At 70.0% G+C, this 23,495-nt stretch carries 17 protein-coding genes and 2 tRNA genes; 11 read left to right on the forward strand and 8 right to left on the reverse strand.

Features of this window, described 5'->3' with window-relative positions; translation table 11 throughout:
• Positions 1-131: 131 nt before the first annotated feature.
• Both OC550_RS20635 and OC550_RS20640 read left to right on the forward strand, forming a co-directional pair.
• Positions 132-482, forward strand: coding sequence for a PadR family transcriptional regulator (locus OC550_RS20635; RefSeq protein WP_262107823.1), 351 nt, complete (start codon positions 132-134; stop codon positions 480-482).
• An 8-nt stretch (positions 483-490) separates the two neighbouring features.
• Complete coding sequence (locus OC550_RS20640; protein ID WP_262107824.1) at positions 491-1,444, forward strand: hypothetical protein; 954 nt, start codon at positions 491-493, stop codon at positions 1,442-1,444.
• Here OC550_RS20640 and OC550_RS20645 read toward each other — a convergent pair.
• Entirely contained in the window at positions 1,382-3,388 is a 2,007-nt protein-coding gene (locus tag OC550_RS20645) for an FAD/NAD(P)-binding domain-containing protein (RefSeq protein WP_262107825.1), read from the reverse strand. The genes OC550_RS20640 and OC550_RS20645 overlap by 63 nt on opposite strands.
• A 113-nt stretch (positions 3,389-3,501) precedes the next feature.
• Here OC550_RS20645 and OC550_RS20650 point away from each other — a divergent pair, with 113 nt between their 5' ends.
• From OC550_RS20650 to OC550_RS20660, 3 genes are all read left to right on the forward strand, one after another.
• Positions 3,502-5,565: a prolyl oligopeptidase family protein gene (locus tag OC550_RS20650; protein ID WP_262107826.1), complete on the forward strand. Its 2,064-nt coding sequence runs from the start codon at positions 3,502-3,504 to the stop codon at positions 5,563-5,565.
• A 100-nt stretch (positions 5,566-5,665) separates the two neighbouring features.
• A tRNA-Ser gene (locus OC550_RS20655) sits at positions 5,666-5,754 on the forward strand.
• Between the two features lie 206 nt (positions 5,755-5,960).
• Positions 5,961-6,866, forward strand: coding sequence for a GT-D fold domain-containing glycosyltransferase (locus tag OC550_RS20660; protein WP_262107827.1), 906 nt, complete (start codon positions 5,961-5,963; stop codon positions 6,864-6,866).
• Positions 6,867-6,894: 28 nt separating this feature from the next.
• Here OC550_RS20660 and OC550_RS20665 read toward each other — a convergent pair whose 3' ends face one another.
• Positions 6,895-9,033: a RecQ family ATP-dependent DNA helicase gene (locus tag OC550_RS20665; RefSeq protein WP_262107828.1), complete on the reverse strand. Its 2,139-nt coding sequence runs from the start codon at positions 9,031-9,033 to the stop codon at positions 6,895-6,897.
• Between the two features lie 72 nt (positions 9,034-9,105).
• Here OC550_RS20665 and OC550_RS20670 point away from each other — a divergent pair, with 72 nt between their 5' ends.
• From OC550_RS20670 to OC550_RS20685, 4 genes are all read left to right on the forward strand, one after another.
• Complete coding sequence (locus OC550_RS20670) at positions 9,106-10,524, forward strand: phosphomannomutase/phosphoglucomutase (protein WP_262107829.1); 1,419 nt, start codon at positions 9,106-9,108, stop codon at positions 10,522-10,524.
• Positions 10,521-10,994 (forward strand): hypothetical protein, encoded by a 474-nt coding sequence (locus OC550_RS20675; RefSeq protein WP_262107830.1) that lies wholly within the window; start codon positions 10,521-10,523, stop codon positions 10,992-10,994. Before OC550_RS20670 ends, OC550_RS20675 begins: the two co-directional genes overlap by 4 nt.
• A gap of 22 nt (positions 10,995-11,016) precedes the next feature.
• Entirely contained in the window at positions 11,017-11,478 is a 462-nt protein-coding gene (locus OC550_RS20680) for an Rrf2 family transcriptional regulator (RefSeq protein ID WP_262107831.1), read from the forward strand.
• 99 nt (positions 11,479-11,577) lie between these two features.
• Positions 11,578-12,750 carry a globin domain-containing protein gene (locus OC550_RS20685; protein ID WP_262107832.1) on the forward strand — a complete coding sequence of 391 codons (1,173 nt, stop codon included), beginning with the start codon at positions 11,578-11,580 and terminating at the stop codon, positions 12,748-12,750.
• Between the two features lie 49 nt (positions 12,751-12,799).
• Here OC550_RS20685 and OC550_RS20690 read toward each other — a convergent pair whose 3' ends face one another.
• The 3 genes from OC550_RS20690 to OC550_RS20700 all read right to left on the reverse strand — a co-directional run bounded on the left by OC550_RS20690 (position 12,800) and on the right by OC550_RS20700 (position 18,748).
• Entirely contained in the window at positions 12,800-15,304 is a 2,505-nt protein-coding gene (locus OC550_RS20690; RefSeq protein WP_262107833.1) for a PEP/pyruvate-binding domain-containing protein, read from the reverse strand.
• Positions 15,297-16,724, reverse strand: coding sequence for an MFS transporter (locus tag OC550_RS20695; RefSeq protein WP_262107834.1), 1,428 nt, complete (start codon positions 16,722-16,724; stop codon positions 15,297-15,299). The genes OC550_RS20690 and OC550_RS20695 overlap by 8 nt, the downstream gene beginning before the upstream one ends.
• 185 nt (positions 16,725-16,909) lie before the next feature.
• On the reverse strand, positions 16,910-18,748 hold the full coding sequence (locus OC550_RS20700; protein WP_262107835.1) for a phosphoenolpyruvate carboxykinase (GTP): 1,839 nt from the start codon (positions 18,746-18,748) through the stop codon (positions 16,910-16,912).
• A gap of 318 nt (positions 18,749-19,066) precedes the next feature.
• Between OC550_RS20700 and OC550_RS20705 the strand changes: the two genes are divergently transcribed.
• Positions 19,067-19,143: transfer RNA gene (locus tag OC550_RS20705), tRNA-Arg, on the forward strand.
• Between the two features lie 134 nt (positions 19,144-19,277).
• On the opposite strand, the gene OC550_RS20710 is transcribed toward OC550_RS20705, so the two are convergent.
• The gene (locus OC550_RS20710; protein ID WP_262107836.1) at positions 19,278-19,799 is read right to left on the reverse strand and encodes a histidine phosphatase family protein; all 522 of its coding nucleotides are present in this window, start codon (positions 19,797-19,799) and stop codon (positions 19,278-19,280) included.
• Between the two features lie 71 nt (positions 19,800-19,870).
• On the opposite strand from OC550_RS20710, the gene OC550_RS20715 reads away from it, so the two are divergent.
• Positions 19,871-21,328 carry an NAD(P)/FAD-dependent oxidoreductase gene (locus tag OC550_RS20715; protein WP_262107837.1) on the forward strand — a complete coding sequence of 486 codons (1,458 nt, stop codon included), beginning with the start codon at positions 19,871-19,873 and terminating at the stop codon, positions 21,326-21,328.
• A gap of 85 nt (positions 21,329-21,413) precedes the next feature.
• Here OC550_RS20715 and OC550_RS20720 read toward each other — a convergent pair whose 3' ends face one another.
• The gene (locus OC550_RS20720) at positions 21,414-22,268 is read right to left on the reverse strand and encodes a winged helix-turn-helix domain-containing protein (protein ID WP_262107838.1); all 855 of its coding nucleotides are present in this window, start codon (positions 22,266-22,268) and stop codon (positions 21,414-21,416) included.
• A gap of 514 nt (positions 22,269-22,782) precedes the next feature.
• Positions 22,783-23,418 (reverse strand): uracil phosphoribosyltransferase, encoded by a 636-nt coding sequence (upp, locus tag OC550_RS20725; RefSeq protein WP_262107839.1) that lies wholly within the window; start codon positions 23,416-23,418, stop codon positions 22,783-22,785.
• Between the last annotated feature and the right edge of the window lie 77 nt (positions 23,419-23,495).

The raw sequence follows: 23,495 nt of genomic DNA on the forward strand, positions 1-23,495 counted from the left end.
GGGATTGTTCCGGGCGCCGGCCCTTGCCGTGTGCCAAGGCAGCGGTGAACGACGACGGCGGTCGCGCCTCCCGCCGCGTCCGTCTTGCTAGAGCACCGACAATAGTGTGTGACACACAGTATTGTTTGACCATGAGCACTGACGACAGCCTCTCGGGACACCTGCAGGAGCTGCGCCGCGGAACGGTGGTGGTCGCCTGCCTGGCGACGCTCTCGACCCCGGGCTACGGCTACGCCCTGCTGGACACCTTGGAGCAGGCAGGGCTGTCGGTTGACGCGAACACGCTGTATCCGCTGCTGCGCCGCCTCGAGAAGCAGGGCCTGCTTGAGGCGGCCTGGAACACGGGCGAATCCCGGCCGCGCAAGTTCTACCGGACCAGCCCCGCCGGCACCCAAGTACTGGAGCAGCTGCTCGACGAATGGCAGTCGCTGCACCAGGCCATCACCGCCCTGCGCCCCACTCCGCCCGCCCGAGAATCCTAGGAGCCACCATGGCAACCCTCCCCCAACGCTACGTCGCCGCGGTGGCGCGCGGCGTCCCCGAGGACCAGCGTTCCGACGTCGAAAGGGACACCGCGGCCGCCATTGCCGACCTGACGGAGGCCCGCCTTGCCGCGGGCGAGGAACCGGACGCGGCCGAACGGGCAGCCCTGCTGGAGCTTGGCGATCCGGTCCGCCTCGCCGCCGAGTACTCGAGCCGCCCGCTGCAGCTGATCGGCCCGGCACTCTACCCGGACTATGTGCGGCTGCTGGCGGTGCTGCTTGCGGTGATCCTGCCGCTGACGGCCATCGGCGTCATCTTGGGCAACCTGCTGGCGCACGGCGACCCCGGCCAGACAGCCGCCAACGCCGTCACGACCACGCTGGGCGTATTCGTGCAGCTGTGCTTCTGGGTGACCGCGGTCTTCGCCGTGCTGGAACGGACCGGCAGCGGCAAGCCGCTCACCCGCTGGCAGCCGGAGCAGCTTCGCGACGTGCCTGCGCAGGGCCAGCCGCGGCTCGGAGACACCATCGTCTCCGTGGTGCTGTCCCTGGCCGTGGCAGGCTACATCGTCTGGCAGCAGTTCCGCTCGCCGTTCGTCGTCGACGGCGTGCCGGTGCCGCTGCTCGACCCCGCGCTCTGGAGCTTCTGGCTGCCCTACTTCATCGCCGTCATGCTGGCCGGCGCCGCGCTGGAAATCTTCCGGTACCGCACGGGCGGCTGGCGCTGGCCGCTGTTCGCCTTCAACCTCGTGCTGGATCTGGCCTTCGCGCTGCCGGCCCTGTGGCTGCTGTCCGCCGACGCGCTGCTCAATCCGGAGTTCCTCGACCGGCTGACCTGGTGGACGTCCGCCGAGTCCTCGGTCGCCGCCACCGCCGTCGTCGTCATCGTCGGTGTCACGCTATGGGACGTCGTTGATACCTTCATCAAGACGCGGCGGGATGAAGCCGCCCGCAACCGGTAGCGGGTCTTCGGCTGCACCCAGGATGTGCCCGGCGATGTCGTCCGCGTCCTTGAGGGTGCGGCTGCCCTGTTCCGGTGGCGCCCCGGCCTCGGCGGCGATCGCCGTGCCCCACTGGGCGGAGGAGAGCTGCAGGCCCAGGACGTACAGGTTGCGGGTGGGCTGCCCGTTGGCCCCGACCGCGCGGTAGGGCGGCAGGGTCACGTCCAGTCCGGAGGTGGGCACCGGCAGGCGATCCGGCCCGAGCATCAGCTTGGTCCGGGCCAGACCGTCCTCGAGCAGGTGGCGCAGCAGCGGCGAGACGTTGTGGGCCACGCGGTTCGCCGGCATCATCGCTTCGACCAGGTAGGCGCCGGAATAGGAGGCGCCGTCCACCCAGGGCGAGGTGGCGCGGAAGCGGCCCGTCTCCGGCTCCACCTCGAAGTGCGGATCAGGCCCGACGAAGTCCACCAGGCCGGCGCGCGCCAGTGCCGCGAGTTGCTCGATCCGCTGCGCCGGAGGGCCGCTGGCGAGCCCTTCCACCAGCGGTTCGAACCAGCCGCGCAGCTCGGCCAGCCACGACTCTTCGGTCAGGCCTCCGTCCGCGACAATCTCTTTCAGCAGACTGCGGCCCGCGTTCAGCGCACCGATGGCCATCTTCAGCGGGTCGTCCTCCCCGCGGGCCGACCCGGCGGCATCCGCCTCGAGGTACCCGAGCATCGCCGCTTGGTACTCCTCGGCAGAGGCGAACTTCCGGCCGGCAAACGGCTTCGCCAGCGCCTCGACATCGAGCAGCCGTTCCGGCAGGATCCGCTCGGCAAGATAGGCGTGCACGGCGTTCAGCAGCACCCGGCTGCCCGGAGTGGACTTTCGCGCGAACAGCTCCTGCAGGCCGTCCAGGAAATCCCGCGCGGGCACGGACACGGCCTGCGGTTCCACGCGCACCAGCGTGGAGTAGTAGGCCCAGAGCACGTCCCGCTGCAGCAGCGGCCAGAGGTCATGGTCGAAGCCCGGCTGCACGCCGGTCTCCGCGAACAGCCGCGCCGCCGCCGGGGTGAACCAGCGCATGTCCAGGCTCGTCGGCAGGTAGCTCTCCAGCCTGGCCTTGGCCCGGTACGGCGTGCCGCGGCGCGACGCGGCAACGAGTCGGGGCTCCTTGCCCGACGGCAGGTACCGCAGGGGTTCGGAGTCCGACGCCGGCAGGAACTTTCCGCCGCGGCCTTCGGTCAGCTGGATCATCACATCGAAAAAGTTCAGTCCCATGCCCCGGACCAGCACGGTGCGGCCCGCGGGGATCCGCTTGAAGTCCAGGTCCGGCGGCACGTTCGGCGGGAGGTAGTGCAGGCCGAAGCGGGCGGCCTCGTCTTGGAGGCGCTGCTGCTCCGGGTTCAGGGCGGTGGGCAGGTGCCCCAGCGCCAGGACGACGGCGTCCGCCTCCAGCTCGCCGCCGTCAGCCAGGTCCAGCCGGTAACCGCCACCGTGCCGGTACAGCCGCACGGCCTCGGTGGTGTGGACGGAGAGCGCCGCCCTGGCTCCGGCCTCCTCGGCCAGCCGGGAGAAGATCCACGCCAGGTAGCGCCCGTAGAGCAGCCTGCTGGGGAAGTCCGACGGCGCCAGCGCCGCCGCCTCGTCCCGGTCTTCCGCGGGCACGCCGCCGATCGACCCGGCGGCCACGCCCTCGCGCCACGCATCGAAGGTGAGGCCGGCTACGGAAGGCACGGCACCGGCGTCGAGCCCGTCCCCGGGCACGACCGTGGGGAACAGCGACGGGGTATTCATCAGGAACAGCCGCGACTGCCCGTGCCGCCAGACGTGACCCGGGCCGGGCGGAAACGGGTCGATCAGATGGATCTGCGGTTTCCGTTCCTGCGGCCGCTGCGGGAGCCTAGCCAGGAGCCGTTCCAGCACGGAGAGGCCGCGCGGCCCGGCGCCCACAATCGCCACGCGGTGGCCGTGCTCGGAATCCATAGCCCCTAGCTTAACGGCGGCGCCGGCTCCGGTTTGGTTCCCGGCTCCCGCTCGAGCCGGAGCCGGGGCGCCGAAGCGGAGCCGAAAGACCGGGTCTGCCTAGGATGGGAGGCATGACGGAACACGGCCACCTTCCCGCGGACGATTTCATCTGGCTCGAGGACACCCACGGCCCGGAGCCGCTGGAGTGGGTCCGCCGGCAGAACGCGCGAACGGAGGCCCGGCTGGTGGACGGGGACTTCCGGCGGCTGGAGGAGGACATCCTCGGCGTGCTGGACTCCGAGGACCGGATCCCCTCCGTCACGAAGCGCGGCGGCTACTACTACAACTTCTGGCGGGACCGGCGGAACTCGCGCGGCCTGTGGCGGCGGACCAGCTGGGCGGGCTACCTGGCGGACAGCCCGGAGTGGGAGGTCCTGCTGGATGTGGACGCGCTCGCGGCGGACGAGGGCATCGACTGGGTTTACGCGGGCGCGCAGTTCCTCCGCCCGGCGGACGGCACCAGCTACCGGCGGGCGCTGCTGCGGCTCTCCCCCGACGGCGGCGACGCGGTGCGAATCCGCGAGTTCGACGTCGAGGAGCGCGCCTTCGTGCCCGGCGGCTTCGACATCCCCGCGGCCAAAAGCCGCTGCAGCTGGCTGGACGGGGACAGCCTGCTGCTCGGCACGGACTACGGGCCCGGCTCCATGACCGGTTCGTCCTACCCGCGCACCAGCCGCATCCTGCGCCGCGGGGCCGCCCTGGCGGAGGCCGAGCCGTACTTCGAGATCCCCGGGGACCATCTGCTCGCCCAGGCGGTGCACGATCCCACGCCGGGCTTCGAACGCGAACTCGCGGTGGACGTGATCGACTTCTTCAACGCCCGCACCTACCTGCGCCGCGGCGGGGACTGGCTGCCGATCGACGTGCCGACCGACGTGGAAGTCGGCCTGCACCGGCAGTGGCTGACGCTGCGGCCGCAGACGGACTGGCAGCCCGCCGAGGAAACCTTTCCGGCGGGGTCGCTTTTGGCCATCGGACTCGAGGACTTCCTGGCCGGCAGCCGGGACCTGGCCGTGCTGTTCCCGCCGGACGCGAACACTTCCCTGCAGTCCTGGAGCTGGACCGCCGGCTACCTGCTGCTGAATCTCCTGCAGGACGTCTCGTCCCGGATCCTCGTGCTGGATCCGGCGGCGGGCTGGGCCGCCGAGGAACTGGACGCCTGCCCGCCGCTGCATTCGGTGGAGGCCTACGCGGTGGACGAGGAGGACGGCGACGACTACTGGCTCGTGGCCACCGGCTTCCTCACCCCTTCCACGCTCTCGCGCGGCACGATCGGAGGGCCCGCGACGGAAGTGAAGCAGTCGCCGTCGTTCTTCGATGCCGCCGCCTACAGCGTGGAGCAGCACTTCGCGGTGTCCGCGGACGGCACCAAGGTGCCGTACTTCCAGATCGGGCCCAGGGACCTGGAGTACGACGGCGGCAACCCGACCCTGCTGGCCGGGTATGGCGGCTTCGAGGTGAGCCGCACTCCCGCCTACAGCGGCGTGACCGGGCGCGCCTGGCTGCAGCGGCGCGACGAGGCCGGACGCCGGGGCGTGTACGTGCTGGCCAACATCCGCGGCGGCGGCGAGTACGGGCCGGGCTGGCACCGGGCCGCCCTGCAGGCCCACCGGCACCGGTCGTACGAGGACTTCGCCGCCGTGGCGCGCGACCTGGTCGACCGCGGCGTCGCCTCGCGCGACTGCCTGGGCTGCGCCGGCGGCTCCAACGGCGGGCTGCTGGTGGGCAACATGCTCGCCGGCTACCCGGACCTGTTCGGCGCCGTCTCCTGCGGCGTGCCGCTGCTGGACATGGCCCGCTACACGCAATTGTCGGCCGGCTCCTCCTGGATTGCGGAGTACGGGGATCCCGCCGATCCGGCGCAGTGGGAGTTCATCCGCACGTTCTCCCCGTACCACCTGCTGGAAGCCGGCGCGGACTACCCGGACACGCTCATCTGGACGGCGACCTCGGATGACCGGGTCGGGCCGGCGCAGGCCCGGAAGATGGCGGCCAGGATGCTGGGGCTCGGCGTGGAGAACGTGTGGTTCCACGAGGCGCTGGAAGGCGGGCACGCCGGCGCAAGCGACAATAGGCAGGCGGCCCGGCTGCAGGCGCTCTCCCATGCGTTCCTGTGGCGCGCGCTCACGAACTGAGCCGCCTCGGCGGGAGGCCCGCCCTTGCTCCCCGCAGCCGGAGCTGGTTTTGATCTGGCCGGAAATTCTGGGTAGTCTTGATGGGCTGGCAACAGCACCTGGAGACGTGCCAGAGCGGCCGAATGGACTTCACTGCTAATGAAGGGTCGGGGTTAAACTCGACCGGGGGTTCAAATCCCCCCGTCTCCGCGTCAGGCCCCTGACGGTTCCGCAAGGACACCGCAGGGGCCTTTTGCGTTGGTGGCGGAGAAGGCCCCCGGCTGACGGTAGAATTCCGTCGTTATTCCCGACCTTTTTCGGCCGGGTTCTTCTGCACCGGGGGGTTTCACAAAGTGCCAATTGCTAAGCGGGTCAAACGTCTCATCACGGGCGCTGCTGCCCAAAAGGTCGCGCTGATGCGCCAGCAGGCTGCCCTGCTCGAACAGCAGAACAGGTTGCTTGAACGGCACGGGAAGCTGCTGACCGAACAGAACCGGTTCCTGCGGGAGGCCATCGATGGCCCGCTCGCGAAGACGTCGCTGGAGACCAAGCGGATGCGTGACGCCGTGGAAAATATCCGGCACGTCAACATGGCTCCGATCCGCCGGGAGGTCGGCGAAGTCCTGCAGGTCCGCCAGCTCGGTTTCATGGAGACCATCGACGTGCTCCGCACCGAGCGAAAGAGCCTGGCCCGTTTCGGGGACGGGGAATTCCGGCTGATGTACCGGCTTGAGCACAAGCTGAAGTTCCACCGCAATTCGCCCGAGCTGATGCTGGCGCTCCAGCGCGTCCTGGTCAACCCCTCCGAGCACACGCTCCTCGGGATGCCGCAGGTTTTCATGGGCATCCATTGGTCGATCGTCTTCGCCGAGACCTGGCACTTCCTGAGGCCCATGGTCGCCACGCAGGAGCGGTTCGCGAACTCGCACGTCACCCGGCCGATGTTCTTCGAGCACCATGGCCAGGACGCCGTGGACGCCTGGCGCTCGGTGTGGGAAGGCCGCGACGCGGCCGTCGTGACCGGCCGCGGCTCCCGGTTCGACCTCGTGCCGGCCCTGTTCGACAACCTCGGCAGCGTCACCGAGGTCTACTCCACGCCGACGGACGCCTTCTTCGACCTGGACCGGCTGGTCGGCGAGATCGAGGACACGGGCCGCGACCTGGTCCTGCTCTCGCTCGGGCCGGCCGCCACCGTCGCCGCCGACATGCTCGCGGCCAAGGGCATCCAGGCGCTCGACATCGGGCATCTCTCCTCGAGCTACGAAAACGTCCTGGAGGGCGCGGACCTGCCCGAGCACGTCCCCGCGATCCGGGTCCGCTAGCCGGCGAGGGCCGCCCGCCGGCTGCCGGTCAGGCCTTGAGGGCCAGCACAAAGGGCAGCACGGACGCGGCGCCGGCCCGGCGCAGGGCCCGGCCCGCGACGGTGAGCGTCCAGCGGCTGTCGGCGAGGTCGTCGACCAGGAGCACCGGTCCGGGGTTCTCCGCCAGCCAAGCCTCGCCGCCGTCCGGCACCTGGAACTGGTCCCAGACATCCGCCAGCCGGAAGGCGCTGTTGCCGCCCGGGCCGTTCCTCGGACCGCCCTGGGGAACGGCGAGCTCGCCCAGGTAGGGCAGCCGGCCGATCTCGGACAGGCCGCGGGCCAGCGACTGGACCAGCTGCGGGCGGCTGCGGGAAGGGACGCTCACGACCGCCACCGGGCGTTCGGTCCAGCCCCATTCGGCCAGGACGCGCACGCAGGCCTGCAGCGTCTGCGGATCCAGCGGGCCGTCCGCGGCGTCCCGGCCGAAGATCTCGCGCAGCCGGCCGCCCCAGCCGAGGTCCGTGAGGCGGGCCAGCGCGCGGCCGGTCGTATTCGCCTCGGCCGGGCCGATCTTGCCCTTGACCTCCACCCCGAGCCGGGACATCCCGGTGGGCCACATGGCCCGGGGCTCCAGTTCGACGCCGGCGCGCTGCAGGGAGGCGCCGGCGCTTTCGGTCGCTTCGGCGGCCACGGTGTCCGGATACCAGGCCCCGGCGCAGGTGTCGCAGCGCCCGCACGGAGCCGCCGCAGGGTCGTCGAGCTCCCGTGCGAGGAACTCCATCCGGCAGCCGCTGGTATTCTCGTAATCCAGCATGGCGTTCTGCTCGGCCACCCGCGCCTTCGCGATCCGCGCGTAGCGGTCGCGGTCGTAGGTCCACGGCTGTCCGGTGCCTTCCCAGCCGCCGCCCACCTTGCGCACGGCCCCGTCCACGGACAGGACCTTGAGCAGCAGCTCCAGGGGCGAGCGTTTCAGGTTGACGAGGGTTTCCAGCGCGGCCGTGGAGAGCACGGTCCCGGGCGCCGCGAGCTCGCGCAGCACGGCGTGGGCGGTGCCCTCGTTCGGCATCGAGGCAGTCGCGAAGTACTCCCAGATGTCCCGGTCCTCCGCACCGGGCAGCAGCAGCACGTCCGCGTTGGGAGTACCACGGCCGGCGCGGCCCACCTGCTGGTAGTAGGCGACCGGAGAGGACGGCGCGCCGAGATGCACCACGAAACCCAGGTCCGGCTTGTCGAATCCCATGCCGAGGGCGCTCGTGGCCACCAGCGCCTTTACGCGGTTCTCCTTCAGCGCCGCCTCGGCCAGTTCCCGGTCTGCGGGATCGGTCCGGCCGGTGTAGGCGAGCACCTGGTGGCCGGCCTCGCGCAGCAGCCGGGCGGTATCTTCCGCGGCGGACACCGTGAGGCTATAAATGATGCCGCTGCCGGGCAGGTCCTCAAGGTGGGTCAGGAGCCAGCCCAGCCGGGCCCGCGGACCGGGGAGCCGAAGCACGCCGAGGCGGAGCGATTCCCGGGCCAGTGGTCCGCGGATGGTCAGCACCCCGCCGCCCGTGCCCGCGGCGGCACCCAGCTGCTCCTCGATGTCGTGGACCACGCGGGAGTTCGCGGTGGCCGTGGTCGCCAGCACCGGTACCGACGACGGCAGCTGCCCGATCAGGTCGCGGATCCGCCGGTAGTCGGGCCGGAAGTCGTGGCCCCAGTCCGAGATGCAGTGCGCCTCGTCGATCACCAGGAGGCCGGAGCTCTGCACGAGCCGGGGCAACTGCTCGTCGCGGAACTTGGGATTGTTCAGCCGTTCGGGCGAGACCAGCAGCACATCGACGCTGTTCGCTGCCAGCCGCTCCTGCACCTCTTCCCACTCCAGCTGGTTGGCCGAGTTGATGGCGGCCGCGCGGACACCGGCGCGCTCCGCCGCGGCGACCTGGTCCCGCATCAGGGCCAGCAGCGGCGACACGATCAGGGTCGGACCGGCACCGCGCGCCCGCAGCAGCAGGCTGGCCACGAAGTACACGGCCGACTTGCCCCAGCCTGTGCGCTGCACCACCAGGGCCCTGCGTCCGCCGTCGACCAGCGCCTCGACCGCCTCGAACTGGCCGTCGTGGAAGCGGGCCGCCTCATTGCCGACCAGCCGGCGCAGGATCTCCGTCGCCTGGTCGACCAGCGGAACTGTCATGCTCTCGGTTTCAGCCATGTCCCCCAGTATTACAGGCGCGGCTGACACTCCCGGTGGGTTGTCCACAGGCATTGCTTATATGCTGGCCGGGTGACCAGTCTCGATCTCAGTGTTTCTTTCCAGGAGTCCTTCAAGGCTTACGACGTGCGCGGGATTGTCGGCGAGACGATCACCGCGGCCTCGGTCGAGGCCACCGGCGCGGCCTTCGTCGACGTCCTCGGCCTGGCCGGACAGGCGGTGCTGGTCGGCGGCGACATGCGCCCCTCCTCCCCGGAATTCGCGGCGGCCTTCGCCCGCGGCGCCGCCGCCCGCGGCGCGAACCCCGTGATGCTCGGGCTGATCTCCACCGACGAGCTCTACTTCGCCTGCGGCACCCTGTCCGCCGCCGGCGTCGTCTTCACCGCCTCGCACAACCCGGCCCAGTACAACGGCATGAAGATGGCCCTGCCCGGCGCCCTGCCGGTCTCCTCCGACACCGGCCTCTTCGACATCCGCGACGCCGCCGCCCGCTACCTCGCCGAGGGCATCCCGGCCGCCGGCACCACCGGCAGCAGCAGCGAACGCGACGTCCTGGCCGACTACGCCGGCTACCTGCGCTCCCTCGTCGACCTCACCGGCATCCGGCCGCTGAAGGTCGTCGTCGACGCCGGCAACGGCATGGCCGGGCTGACCACCCCCGCCGTCCTCGGCGACGCCATCCTCCCCGCCCTGCCGCTGGAGATCGAACCGCTCTACTTCGAACTCGACGGCACCTTCCCCAACCACCCGGCCAACCCGCTGGAACCGGAAAACCTCGCCGACCTGCAGGCCGCCGTCACCGCCCACGGCGCCGACCTCGGCCTGGCCTTCGACGGCGACGCGGACCGCTGCTTCGTGATCGACGAAACCGGCGCCCCGGTCTCCCCCTCCGCCATCACCGCGCTCGTCGCCCGCCGAGAAATCGCCCGCGCCAAGGCCGCCGGCGAACCCGAACCCGTGATCATCCACAACCTGATCACCTCCCGCGCCGTGCCCGAACTCGTCACCGCGGACGGCGGCCGCGCGGTCCGCACCCGCGTCGGCCACTCCTTCATCAAGACAGTCATGGCCGCCGAGCAGGCGGTCTTCGGCGGCGAACACTCCGCGCACTACTACTTCCGCGACTTCTTCAACGCCGACACCGGCATGCTCGCCGCCATGCATGTCTTGGCCGCCCTCGGCCACCAGGACAAGCCGCTCTCCGAGCTCGCCGCCGAATACAGCCCCTACCACGCCTCCGGGGAGATCAACTCCACCGTCGCGGACAAGGACTCAGCCATCGAACACGTGCTCGACGCCTGCCTCGGCCAGGACGTCACCATCGACAACCTCGACGGCACCACCGTCACCGCCACCGACGGCTCCTTCTGGTTCAACCTCCGCCCCTCCAACACCGAACCCTTCCTCCGCTACAACGGCGAAGCCCGCGACCGGGCCACCATGGAACGCATCCGCGACCAAGTCCTCGCCCTCGTCAGGCAGGGCGCATGAGCGTGTCCTGGCGCGACGGCGTCGATCCCGAAATCCTGAAAGACATCGACACCCTCTTCGGCACCGGCCTGGGCATGGCGCAGGAGCAGCTGGAAGAGCACGGCGCCTTCCTGCCCGCCGCCCTGGTCCTGGACAACGACGGCGAGCTGCGCCTGATCGCCGTCGCGCCGCCGGAGCCGGGGGACGGCGAAGAGTCCGGCGAAGTCGACGCGGACGCGATGATCCAGGACATCTACGCCGCGCTGCAGCAGCAGAAGGACGGCTTCCGCGCCGTCGCCGTGATCAGCGACATCTACCTGCCGGACCACGACACGGACGCGATCCACGTCGCCACCGAACACAGCTGGGGCACGGCCATCGCCGCCATCCAGCCCTACAGCACGGATGACACCGGCCGGTGGATCTATCCCGATCCCTTCATCGACCCGCAGGAACGCATCGTCTGGCCGGCCGGCGGCGGCAGCAACTGACCCGCGGGGCTAAAATGCCAGCATGCGGATCAATGCCTTCGCCGACGTGTGCCTGCGCGCCCTGATGCTGCTCAGCGCGTCGCCGGAGGGCGAGCTGCTGACGACGCAGGCGATCGCCGACGGCGTCGGCACCCCGTACAACCACGTCAGCAAGGCGGTCCTCAAGCTGCGCTCGCTGGGACTCGTCGAGGCCGTCCGCGGACGTTCCGGGGGCGTGAGGCTGAGCGCGCGGGGACGCACGACGACGGTGGGCTGGCTGCTGCGCGAACTGGACGAGCGCGAAGACCTCGTCGAGTGCGAGAGCACCGAGGGCAGGAGCTGCCCGCTGAACCACAACTGCGGCCTGCGCGGGGCCCTTCGCCGGGCCCGCGAGGCCTTCTACCGTGAGCTCGACGGCATCGTCGTCTCGAGCCTGCCGCACCAGTCACAAATGGAGCCGGTTTTTGTGATGTTGCACACACGCCGGCCGGAGCTTCCCCGCTAATTCAAAGGACTTTTCTACACGTTGTAGAAACATGGATTTAAACCCGCATTTCCGGTGCTACTTTTGAGGCGTCAAACACCTCTGACCCAAGGAGTAACGATGCTCTCGGAGAAGTCCCGCCCCATCATCGAAGCCACTCTTCCCCTCGTCGGCGAGCGGCTCGGGGCCATCACCCCCAACTTCTACCGGCGCATGTTCGCTGCCCACCCCGAACTGCTAGACGGCCTGTTCAGCCGCGCCAACCAGCGCAACGGCGAACAGCAGAAGGCCTTGGCCGGTTCCATCGCCGCGTTCGCGTCGGCGCTGGTCGCCACCCCGGACCTCGCACCCGAGCAGATGCTCAGCCGCATCGCCAACAAGCACACCTCCCTGGGCATCACCGAGGACCAGTACCAGATTGTGTACAAGTACCTCTTCGAAGCCATCGCCGAAGAACTCGCCGACGTCATCAGCGCCGAGATCGCGGAGGCCTGGACCGAGGTGTACTGGCTGATGGCCGACGCCCTGATCAAGATCGAAAAGGGCCTCTACGCCCGGCAGGCCAACGACAAGATGTGGGCCCCCTGGAAGGTCGTCGAGAAGACCCTTGCCGGCGCAGGCTGCGTCACCTTCGTCCTCGAACCCGCCGACGACACCCCGGTCACCCGGGCCGTTGCCGGCCAGTTCGTCAGCGTCAAGGTCGCCCTGCCCGACGGGCTGCGGCAGTGTCGGCAGTACTCGCTCTCCGCCGACGTGGATTCGACCACGCGCCGCGTCTTCACCACGAAGCGCGACGATGGCGGCGAGGTCTCCCCGGTGCTGCACAACAACGTGCAGGTGGGCGACGTGCTGGAGCTGTCCAACCCGTACGGCGACGTCACCCTGGACGACGGCGACGGTCCGCTGGTCTTCGCGACGGCCGGCATCGGCTGCACCCCCTCGGCCTCGGCCCTCCGCTCGCTGGCGCAGCGGGGCTCGGACCGCGAGGTCATGGTGCTGCATGCCGAGAAGAGCCTCGAGGCCTGGGCGCTGCGCGAGCAGATGGTCGGCGACATCGAGCAGCTCGACGGCGCCAACCTCCAGCTCTGGCTGGAGGAGCCGACGGAGGGGTACAACAGCGGCTTCATGTCGCTGCAGGACGTCGAACTGCCCGCCGAGGCCAGCGTGTATGTCTGCGGCCCCCTGCCCTTCATGAAGTCCATCCGCAGCCAGGCCATCGAAGCCGGCATTCCGGCGACCAGGATCCACTACGAGGTCTTCGGACCCGACCTGTGGCTGGCCTCCGCCAACTAGTCCCGGCCCGCACCGGCCGCCCGGAACCCCTCCGGGCGGCCGCCCTCGTTTAACCGGCGGTGACGGTGCCCCGGTTGCCGTCCACCATGATGTGCTGCCCGTCGCGCAGCACGGCGGTGCCGTTGCCGGTCCCCATCACCGCCGGGATGCCGTACTCGCGCGCCACGATCGCCGCGTGCGACCCGAGCCCGCCGTAGTCCACCACCACGGCCGCCGCCCGCCGGAACAACGGCGTCCACGACGGGTTGGTGTACGGGCAGACCAGGATCTCGCCGCTGCGCAGGAGTCCGAACTCCTCAGGTCCCCGGACCAGCCGCACCCGTCCGGCCGCCTGGCCGCGGCTCGCGCCTGTCCCGGTCACCAGCGACCCCGGCTGCGGCCTGCGGCGGGCGAACAGGACCGCCGGATCCAGCAACGGGACGCCCTGCAGCTCGCGGCGCTTCGCCGCCCGCGCCCGCACCACCGCCCGGTAACGCTCCGCCGCCGCCGGAGGCAGCGCGCCGCCGTCGTCCGCCTGCCGGGTCAACTCCCCCAGCTCGCCAAACCGCAGGTGGTACACCTCCGCTGGGTCCGCCAGTACGCCCGCGCGGCCCAGCCGGCGGCCGAGCTCGGCGTATCCCCGGCGCAGCACCGGCAGCACCATGGTGGCGTAAAAGTGCGTATTCTCGCGGAACGCGATGCCGCATTTCGCCTCCGCCACGGCGCTCAGGACGGCGCGGCGCAGCGGGGCGAACCGCAGCGCCGGGTGCCGACACAGCCGGGCCAGCGCCTCCCCCGACCGGTCGCGCGCCGCGGGCCGCTCCCCCAGCATCGTGCGCACCAGGCCGAGCACCACCTCCGGCGCCTCGGCCCAGGTCGGCGCGCTGCTGAGCACGATACTCACGGTCTCGCGGTGCCCGTACTCGGCCAGGAACGCGTCGAGGGCCTCCCGGAAGCCGGAAAACTCCGGGTCCTGCCGCAGCCGGACCAGCAGCTGCGCCGGCTCGAGCTCGCGGAAGGCGCGCGCCAGGGCCGGCCGGGCCTTCACCCGTTCGGCCAGCGCCTCCAGCCCGCGGTTGGCCTGGCTGGTGCGGGTCTCGGCGCCGGCAACCAGCGCAGATCCGAGCCGCCCGGCGCCCAGCAGGGCCAGCAGCAGCCGCAGCTTCCCCAGCGGCAGGAACGCGGACGGCAGATAGGACACCCGCAGCTCGGTAATCAGCGCCATCGCCGACAGCGCATCCTCCGCCGCGCCCAGCACGGCCCGCGCCGGCAGCGCGGCAAGGTCCCCCGCCCGCAGCCGCTCGACCTCGGCCAGGAAAGCCGCAAACCGCGGGTCCTCGGTCCACTGCGCCGCATCGAACCGGCGCGCGCGGCGCAGCACGGACAGCGGCGCTGCCAGCATCCGCAGCGTTGGGCGCGGCAGCGGCAGGATCAGCTGCACCACCACGCCGTCTTCCTCCGGCAGGAGCCGCGGCAGCGGCGGAAACCGCGCGCCCACGCTGCCAGCCATCCGCTCCAGCATCGCCCCGATCCCGTGCTGCATCCAGCCCGACACATCCAGCGGGTACGGCCGCTGCTGGAACATCTCCAGGAAGAACGGCCCCACCAGCCGCTGCAGGCGGTTCAGGCGCGGTGGCTCGGGCGGCAGCGCGGTCATCGGCCGGGCCTGCAGCACGTGGAGGCCGCCGTCCGCCAGGGCCCACTCGATGTCCTGGGGGCGCCCGAAGAGCTCCTGCACGCGCCCGGCCAGGCGGGCCAGCCCTTCCAGCTGCGCCGGGCCCAGCACTGCCCCGCCCTGCCCCGGCGTGAACCGCAGCAGCGCGCCGTGGACGTCCAGCACGTAGCTGTCCGGCGTGACCGCTCCGGAGACGACGGCCTCGCCGAGTCCGGCGGCCGCCTCCACCACCAGCTCACCGCGCGTTCCGGTGACGGGATTCGCCGTGAACAGGACGCCCGCGGCCTCCGCCGGCACCATGCGTTGGATAACGACGGCGATGCCCACCTCGTGCGGGTCGATCCCGTTCCGGGTCCGGTAGGCCATGGCCCGGTCGGTCCAGAGCGAGGTCCAGCACCCGGCCACGGCCCGGAGCACGGCCTGCTCGCCGTCGACGTCGAGGAAGGTGTCCTGCTGGCCGGCGAACGCAGCGCCGGGCAGGTCCTCCGCCGTCGCGCTGGAACGCACCGCCACGGGGCCGCCGCCCAGCTCCCGGTAGGCGGCGATGACCGCGGCGCGCACCCGGTCGGGCATGCTGGCGCCGGCGAAGAGATCCCGGATCGCCGCGCCGTCCGGGCCGGTGGCCGGTTGCCCCGCCGGCCCGGCAGCCATCCCGTCCGCCCCGCTGCGCGTCGTACCCGGCGGGCGGGACTCGCCGCCGGCTTCCAACAGACGCGCCAGCTCCCCGCCCAGCCCGGTCTCTGCGAGCAGCAGCCGGTAGGCGGCGGTGGTGACGACGAAGCCCGGCGGCACCGGGAAGCCGCCGCGCACCAGCTTCCCGAGGTTGGCCCCCTTGCCGCCCGCGGCCGCCACGTCGGCCGCCCCGAAGTCCGCCAGCGGCGCCGTCAGCTCCTCACGCATCGGAGGTTCCTTCCGGCGGCAGCTCCTCGGAATACGCGGTGGTCCGGAGCCGGCGCTCGGGCAGGAACAGCGTCAGTACGAAGGCCACCGCGAGGATCGCGCCGGTATAGCCGAACAGCGGAGGAACGGCATCGGCGAAAGCCACCGCCACCGCGGCCCGGGCCGCCGCCGGCAGCTGCGCCAGCAGTTCCGGCGTGACCGAGTCCAGCCGGCCGCTGAGGCCCGCAGCCACCGCGTCGGGAAGAGCGGCGTTGAACCGCAGCGTGATCAGGGTCCCTAGGACGGCGACGCCGACGGCGGCCCCGATCTGCCGCAGGAATGTCACCATGGAGGTGGCCGCGCCGAGGTCCGTCCGGGGGACGGTGTTCTGCACCACCAGGCCCGTGACCTGCATGACCAGCCCGATGCCGAGGCCGATCAGCGCTACCGACAGCACGATCCGGGCAAGGCTGCTGCCCGGCCGCACCCCGGCGAAGACCAGCATCCCGCCCGCGGCCGACAGTGTGCCGGCGATCGGGAAGATCTTGTAGCGGCCCGTGCGCGTGATCAGCAGCCCGGACACAACGACTGAGAACAGGACCGCCAGCATGAGCACGAGCAGCAGGCCGCCCGAGCCCGTCGCCGACATTCCCATACCGACCTGCAGGAAGGCCGGCAGGTAGCTGACGGCGCCGAACATGGTGAAGCCGATCAGGCAGCTGATAGCCACGGGGATCGCGAACCCGCGCTCCCGGAAAAGGACCAGCGGGATGATCGGATCCGCGGCCCGCCGCGACGAGAGCAGCCAGCCGGCTATTCCCGCCCCGGCCAGCACGGCCAGCGCCGGTGCGAGCCAGGCAGGACCGGGGTAGCTCCCCATGCTGCAGAGCAGGACAAAGGCGACGATGGCCAGCGTCAGGAGAGCGGCGCCGCGGAAATCGATCTTCCGGCCGCGCGGAACCGCCGGCAGATGCAGGGTCAGCGAGACCACCAGCAGCGCCGCGAGGCCAAGCGGCAGGTACGCGTAGAAAATCCAGTGCCAGGAGAGAAGGTCCACGGCGGCGCCGCCGGCCAGCGGCCCCGCCACCGCAGCCGCGATGTAGGCCGAGCCGACCAGTGCCAGGACGGACCGGGCGAGCGGGCAAAGCGCCGCGCCGGCCAGGAACACCACCAGCGCCCCCTGCAGCACCCGCTTGCGGCCGTAAGCGTCCCCGAGCTTGCCGCCGAGGGGCATCGCGGCCGCCGCAGCGACGAGGTAGCCGGTGATGATGGCGGACATTTGGTCGAGCCCGCCGAGGTCCCCGGCGATGGCCGGCAGGGCAGCCGCCATGATGGTCTGGTCGAGGGCCGCCAGGATCATGACGGCCAAAAGCCCCGGCAGGGCCCTCCGCAGCGCCGGCGGCACCGCGACGCGGCGGCCTGGGCCGGCGGTGGCCTTCATGTGCTTCGCCTCGGCTTCGGAAACGGGTGGTTCCTACAAGCTACGCCGGCTCCCGGGAGGGCTCAAGGAACCAGGACGACAAAGGAGAGGACCCCCGACGTTGTCCGCCGGAGGTCCTCTCCTTGCCAGCCTGAGGTGTCCAGGCGGCCGTGCTCAGTCAGTCTCGGCCGCCTTTGCGGGACGGATCAGGCGAAGCGCTCCTTCAGCTCGTCCAGCTGCGCGGCCAGTTCGGCCGGCAGGGAGTCGCCGAAGCGGGCGAACCACTCCTCGATGCCCTTGACCTCTTCGTGCCACTCCGTCGGGTCCACCTTGACGGCTTCCTCGACGTCGGCCGGAGTCATGTCCAGGCCGGTCAGGTCCAGCGAATCCGGGGTCGGAATGAAGCCGATCGGGGTCTCGACGGCGTCCGCCTTGCCTTCGATGCGCTCGATGGCCCACTTCAGCACGCGCGAGTTGTCGCCGAAGCCCGGCCAGGCGAAGCCGCCGTCGGCCGTGCGGCGGAACCAGTTGACCAGGAAGATCTTGGGCAGGTGCTCCGGGTCGCTCTTGCCCGAGACGGTGATCCAGTGCTTGAGGTAGTCGCCCGCGTCGTAGCCGATGAAGGGCAGCATCGCCATCGGATCGCGGCGGACCACACCGACGGCGCCGGCGGCCGCTGCGGTCGTTTCCGATGACAGTGTGGCGCCCATGAAGATGCCGTGCGCCCAGTCGTGCGCCTCGGTGACCAGCGGAACGGTCGTCTTGCGGCGGCCGCCGAACAGGATCGCGTCGATCTTGACGCCCTCCGGGTCGTGGTAGTCGTCGGCGAGCATGTCGATCTGTTCGATCGGCGTGCAGAACCGGGAGTTCGGGTGCGCGGCCGGACGGCCGGATTCCGGGGTCCAGTCGTTGCCCTGCCAGTCGGTCAGGTGTGCCGGGGTCTCCTCCGTCATGCCTTCCCACCAGACACCGCCGTCGTCGGTGAGCGCAACGTTGGTGAAGATGGAGTTGCCCTTGGCGATGGCCCGCATGGCGTTCGGGTTGGTGCTCCACCCGGTTCCGGGAGCGACGCCGAACAGCCCGGCCTCCGGGTTCACCCCGCGCAGTTCACCGTCCTTGCCGAAACGCATCCAGTTGATGTCGTCGCCCAGGGTCTCGGCCTTCCAGCCGTCGATGGTGGGATCGAGCAGGGCCAGGTTCGTCTTGCCGCAGGCGGAAGGGAAGGCGGCCGCGATGTGGTAGCTCTTGTTTTCCGGGCTGGTCAGCTTGAGGATCAGCATGTGCTCGGCGAGCCAGCCCTCATCGCGTGCCATCACCGAGGCGATGCGCAGTGAGTAGCACTTCTTGCCCAGCAGCGCGTTGCCGCCGTAGCCGGAGCCGAAGGACCAGATGGAACGCTCCTCCGGGAAGTGCACGATCCACTTCTCCTCATTGCACGGCCACGGGACATCCTTCTGGCCCGGCTCCAGCGGGGCGCCGACGGAATGCAGGGCCGGGACAAAGAACGCGTCCGTCTCTTCCATCTTCCGCAGCACGTCCGTGCCGATGCGGGCCATGATGCGCATGGACGCCACCACGTAGGCGCTGTCGGTGATCTCCACGCCGAACTTCGGGTCCTCGGCGTCCAGATGGCCCATCACGAACGGAATCACATACATCGTGCGTCCGCGCATGCTGCCCTTGAAGCGCTCCGTCAGGATGGCCTTCATTTCGGCCGGATCCATCCAGTTGTTGGTGAATCCCGCATCCCGCTCGTTCTCCGAGCAGATGAATGTGCGCTCCTCGACCCGGGCGACGTCCTTCGGATCCGAAGAACCGGCGAAGGAGTTGGGGAAGAGTTCCGGATTCAGGCGCTGCAATGTGCCCGCCTCGACCAGTTCGTCCGTGAGCCTTGTGTTCTCTTTTTCGGAACCGTCGACCCAATAGACAGAGTCAGGCTGCGTCAGCTCGGAAACTTCGGCAACCCAGGCCAGAAGCTTGGCGTGTGTAGTTGGTGCGTTCTCGAGCGATTCGTCAAGAAGCGGCTGACGCGCGGTAATGCCCATGACTCTTCCCTTCCATCGGGCCAGTGGTGTTTATTGATGTTAGGGGTCGCACTGTTGGGCGGAATTGTTGTTGTCCGTCACATTCCGCCCCTCTTTTTGCTTCGCCCGCGAGATTCCGCGGATTTCCACGTCTCGCAGGTACTGGTTATGTGATTAAGGTCATATAGACCGGTCTAGTTCATATTGAGCCAATCGGACACCGGAAGGGCCCAAAGCCCCGGAATTCCGCGGCTGCAGAGGGGCGGCGCAGATCACACCCCTGCCGATTTGGTGACCGGGAGGTAAACAGGCTAGAGTTATATCCGGCCGCGAGGCCAAGCGCCCATAGCTCAGCTGGATAGAGCGTCTGTCTACGGAACAGAAGGCCGGGGGTTCGAATCCCTCTGGGCGCACCATCAAGAAGGACCCGGCTTAGGCCGGGTCCTTCTGCGTTTCCCGACGACCGTCGGTTCAGCTCCCAGGCCAGGTCTTCGGCCGCTGCGGGGGGCGTGGCCGAAGCCGCTGCCCCCGCAGCGGGTCGGGGCCAGCGTCAGCGCTTCACGATGAAGGCCGTGACCTTCGCATCCCGGCCGTCCAGTTCCGCCCAGCTCTTGCCGTGCTCCAGGACCGTCAGGCCCGATGTCGGATAGTGCGAGGCCATGTTCATCACCGCCTCCTCGTCCGATTCCACCGAGGCCAGCCGCATGGCCAGGTCCTGCACCGCCGGCATGTGGCTGATGACGAGCAGGCTGGTGATCGTGTCCGGCAACTGGTTGATCTCGCTGAGCACCTGCGTGGCAGTCGAGTCGTAGAGGGCGTCGGAGAGCATCGCCGTCGGCGCCTTGTCGCCGAGCTCGCTGCAGACCCACGTGCAGGTCTGCCGGGTCCGCAGCGCCGACGAACACAGAATGAAGTCCGGTACATGGTGGTGCTTGGCCATCCACCGCCCTACCATCGGCGCCTCATTGTTCCCGCGCTGGGCCAGCGGCCGTTCGTGGTCCTCCACGCCGAGCGGCCACGCCGACTTGGCATGGCGCATGATCATCAGTTTCCGTAGATGGTGGGCGCTCATGCCCGCCAGTCTATTCCGCCCGCCCCCGATAGGGCCTTGTGCCGCCCTCCCCCACCTGCGAGGCTCGGTCCATGACCAACCAGACACTGGCCGCGGACGTCGTGGTGATCGGCGGCGGCGCCGTCGGCGAGAACCTCGCGGGACGCACCGCGGCGGCCGGCTTGAAGACCATCCTGGTGGAGAAGGACCTGGTCGGCGGGGAATGCTCCTACTGGGCCTGCATGCCCTCCAAAGCCCTGCTGCGCCCCGGAACCGCCCTGGCGGCCGCCCGGCGGGTCGAAGGAGCCCGGCAGGCCGCCACAGGCGTGCTGGACCGCGACGCCGTCCTGGCACGCCGGACCGCCTTCACCTCAGGCTGGGAGGACTCGTCCCAGGTCGATTGGGTCCGCGGCGCCGGCATAGAGCTCCTGCGCGGGACGGCGCGCCTGGCGGGCAGGAACAAGGTCGAGGTGGCCACGGACGAAGGCACGACCGCGATCGAGGCGCGCCACGCCGTCGTTCTGGCAACAGGTTCGACACCCTCGGTGCCCCGGGTCCCGGGGCTCGACGAGGTGCCGTTCTGGGGAACGCGGGAGGCCACCGCAGCGCGGGAGGTGCCGCGGAGCCTGCTGGTGCTTGGCGGCGGCGTCTCCGGCGCCGAGCTCGCGCAGGCCTTCGCGCGGCTCGGTTCCACGGTCACGCTGGTCGCCCGCGGAGGCCTGCTGTCCGCGTATCCGGAGCCGGCACAGCGGCTGGTCGAGGCCGGGCTGCGGGCCGACGGCGTGGACGTGCGGCTGCACACTGCGACGGAGTCGGTGGCGCGGGAAGGAGCGGGCGTACGGGCGCAATTTCCGGCCGCTAGCGACGGCGGCACGACGGCTACCGCGGTTAGCCCGGTTAGTGCAGAGCGGCTGCTGGTCGCCACCGGGCGGCGGCCGGCCCTGGCCGCGCTGGGCCTGGAACACGTGGGGCTCGTCCCCGAGGAGCTGACGACGGATGCCACCGGGCTGGTCGCCGGCGTCCCCGGACAATGGCTGTACGCGGTCGGCGACGCCGCCGGCAAGGTACTGCTGACCCACCAAGGCAAGTACGAGGCCCGGGCCGCCGGAGACGCGATCGCGGCGCGGGCCGCCGGGAGGCTGGCCGCCGGCAACGAACCGGCCGCCTGGAGCAAGTACACGGCGACGGCGGACGAGCGGGCAGTCCCGTCCGTCGTCTTCACGGATCCCGAGGTGGCGATGGTCGGGCTGACGCTCGAAAAGGCCCGGGAGCACGGCCTGGACGCCTCGGCAACCGAACTCCCGATCGCCGTCGCCGGATCCGCGCTGCACGCGGACGGCTACGACGGCTGGGCGCAGCTGGTCGTGGACGAGGACCGCAAGGTGCTGCTCGGCGCCACGTTCGCCGGCCCCGATGTGTCCGAGCTCCTGCATGCGGCCACCATTGCCGTCGTCGGCGAGGTGCCGCTGGAGCGGCTCTGGCATGCCGTGCCCGCCTACCCGACCATCAGCGAAGTGTGGCTTCGGCTGCTGGAGGAGTACGGCCTTTAAGCGGACGCGCCCGCAGAACCGGCCGGGCGGCTGCTTTAGCCGGTTCCGGAAGGGGCTGCGGGCGGGCCGGAGGTTCGGGCCGGACCTAGATGGAGTACTCCGGGGCCGCCCAGACGACGACCTCGGGGTGCTCGTAGAAGCGGTAGCCCTGGCCGCGCACGGTCCGCACCGTGTTGGCCAGGCGGCCCAGCTTGGAGCGGAGGCGGCGGATGTGGACGTCGATGGTCCGTTCGTTCGGGACTTCCTCGGCGTTCTTCCACAGGCCGGAGAGCAGCTCATCGCGGCCGACGGTCCGCGAGGCGTTCTCGACCAGGTAGTTCAGCAGCTCGAACTCCTTGAACGTGAGGTTCAGGGACTCCCCGTCGAGGTGGACTTCGCGGCGGGAGAGGTCGATCAGCACGCCGCTGGGCCGGGCCGACTGCTGGGCGGGCTGCGGGGTGCGCTGCACCTCTGTCCGGGGCCGGCGGCCGGCCGTCGGGTCTCCGAGGGCCTGGCGGACGACGTCGATATTCTCGCCGGGCGCATCGGCCGGAGCGATGGCGACGGCGGCGTGGCTCTGCGCTCCGGGCACCAGGCTCTGGACGTAGGAGCGGATCTGCGACGCGAGCTTGGTCAGCGAGGTGCCGGCCGCCGCCGCGGCGGACTCGTCAAGGCCTACATAGAGGACGAACCCGCGGGCCACTGTGTCAGCCGAGACCGCCTGCGGGCCCGGGAGGCCGTTAGGCGTGACCACCGGGGTCGGCGCCGTGGTGGGCGCCGCGCTGTCGCCGTCGTACTGCCCGGGAACAGAACGCAGCACGCGGTACTGCTGCTGCCCGGGATGTCCCGCGGGTTGCTGGCCGCCGTAGGGCGGCCGGGCTGCACCCTGGCGCTGCGCTGCGGCGGCGCGGTTCTGGGCGTTGCGTACGGAGATGTGGACGTATCCGGATGAAACTGACATGTTCCCTAAAACCTTTGTGTGAATGGCCGTCATCGCGGCGCGAATGCATGGTGTGCCCCGCACGGGATGCTCTTTGCCCGCCATTGGGACGCTGGATTTATTGCCTGAATGATCTCGAAGGGGTGGTGAGTCAGGCCTGCATTCGACAACAGCACTTCGTCCAGCCGGTATCGGAACCGGGATGGATTTCTGCCTGCGCAAGTGCGGCTGGAATGTTGTTCACGTCTCTGAGTTTCGCCGTAATATTCCGTACGTGCAAGTAACAATAGACGGCTTGTCTCACTATTCGGACAGTTCAGCGCATAACGTGCTGCAAGTCACAATCAGGAGGGTGAATAAATATAGGCCATCTGTGGATGAAACCCCGCGGCTTGGGCTGAATAGTTATGCAGGCCGGGTGAAATAGCTTCATTTTTGAACGAACACAAGTTGGCTTAGCATGCAAGCCGTTCAATATCCGGACATGTCCCGTTGGGGCGGCGTTTCCGCCGGGTTCCGCGAAGCCGGTCGCGGGTTAGCCCGCGACGCCGTAGAGCCTGTCGCCGGCGTCACCGAGGCCGGGAACGATGTAGGCCTTCTCGTTGAGCTTCTCGTCGATGGAGGCCACCACGATGGTCACGTTGGTCCCGCCGAGCTCTTCCTCAAGCACCTTCAGGCCCTCGGGTGCGGCCAGCAGGCAGATGCAGGTCACGTCCGCGGCGCCGCGCCGGAACAGGAATTTGATGGCCTCGCGGAGGGTGCCGCCGGTGGCGAGCATCGGGTCCAGCACGAAGACCTGCCGACCGGTGAGATCGGCCGGCAGCCGTTCGGCGTAGGTGATGGCTTCGAGGGTTTCCTCGTTGCGGGCCATGCCCAGGAAGCCGACTTCGGCGGTGGGGACCAGCTTGGTCATGCCCTCGAGCATGCCGAGTCCGGCGCGAAGGATCGGGACCACCAGCGGCGTTGGCTTGGTGAAGGCGGTGCCCACCGTGCGGGTGACCGGCGTTTCGATCTCCACCGGCTCGGTGCGCACATCCCGGGTCGCCTCGTACGCCAGCAGCGTGACGAGCTCTTCGGTCAGCTGGCGGAACACCGGCGATGGGGTGGTCTTGTCGCGGAGCACCGTGAGTTTATGGGCAACAAGGGGGTGGTCCACTTCGAGAACGCGCATGCCACAAAACTACCGGCGGCCCCTGTCCAGCACAAACATCGCTCCTGCACGCGAATCGGAAATGCTGCCCGCGGTGC

This window comes from Arthrobacter sp. Marseille-P9274 (assembly GCF_946892675.1).
Classification (GTDB): domain Bacteria; phylum Actinomycetota; class Actinomycetes; order Actinomycetales; family Micrococcaceae; genus Crystallibacter.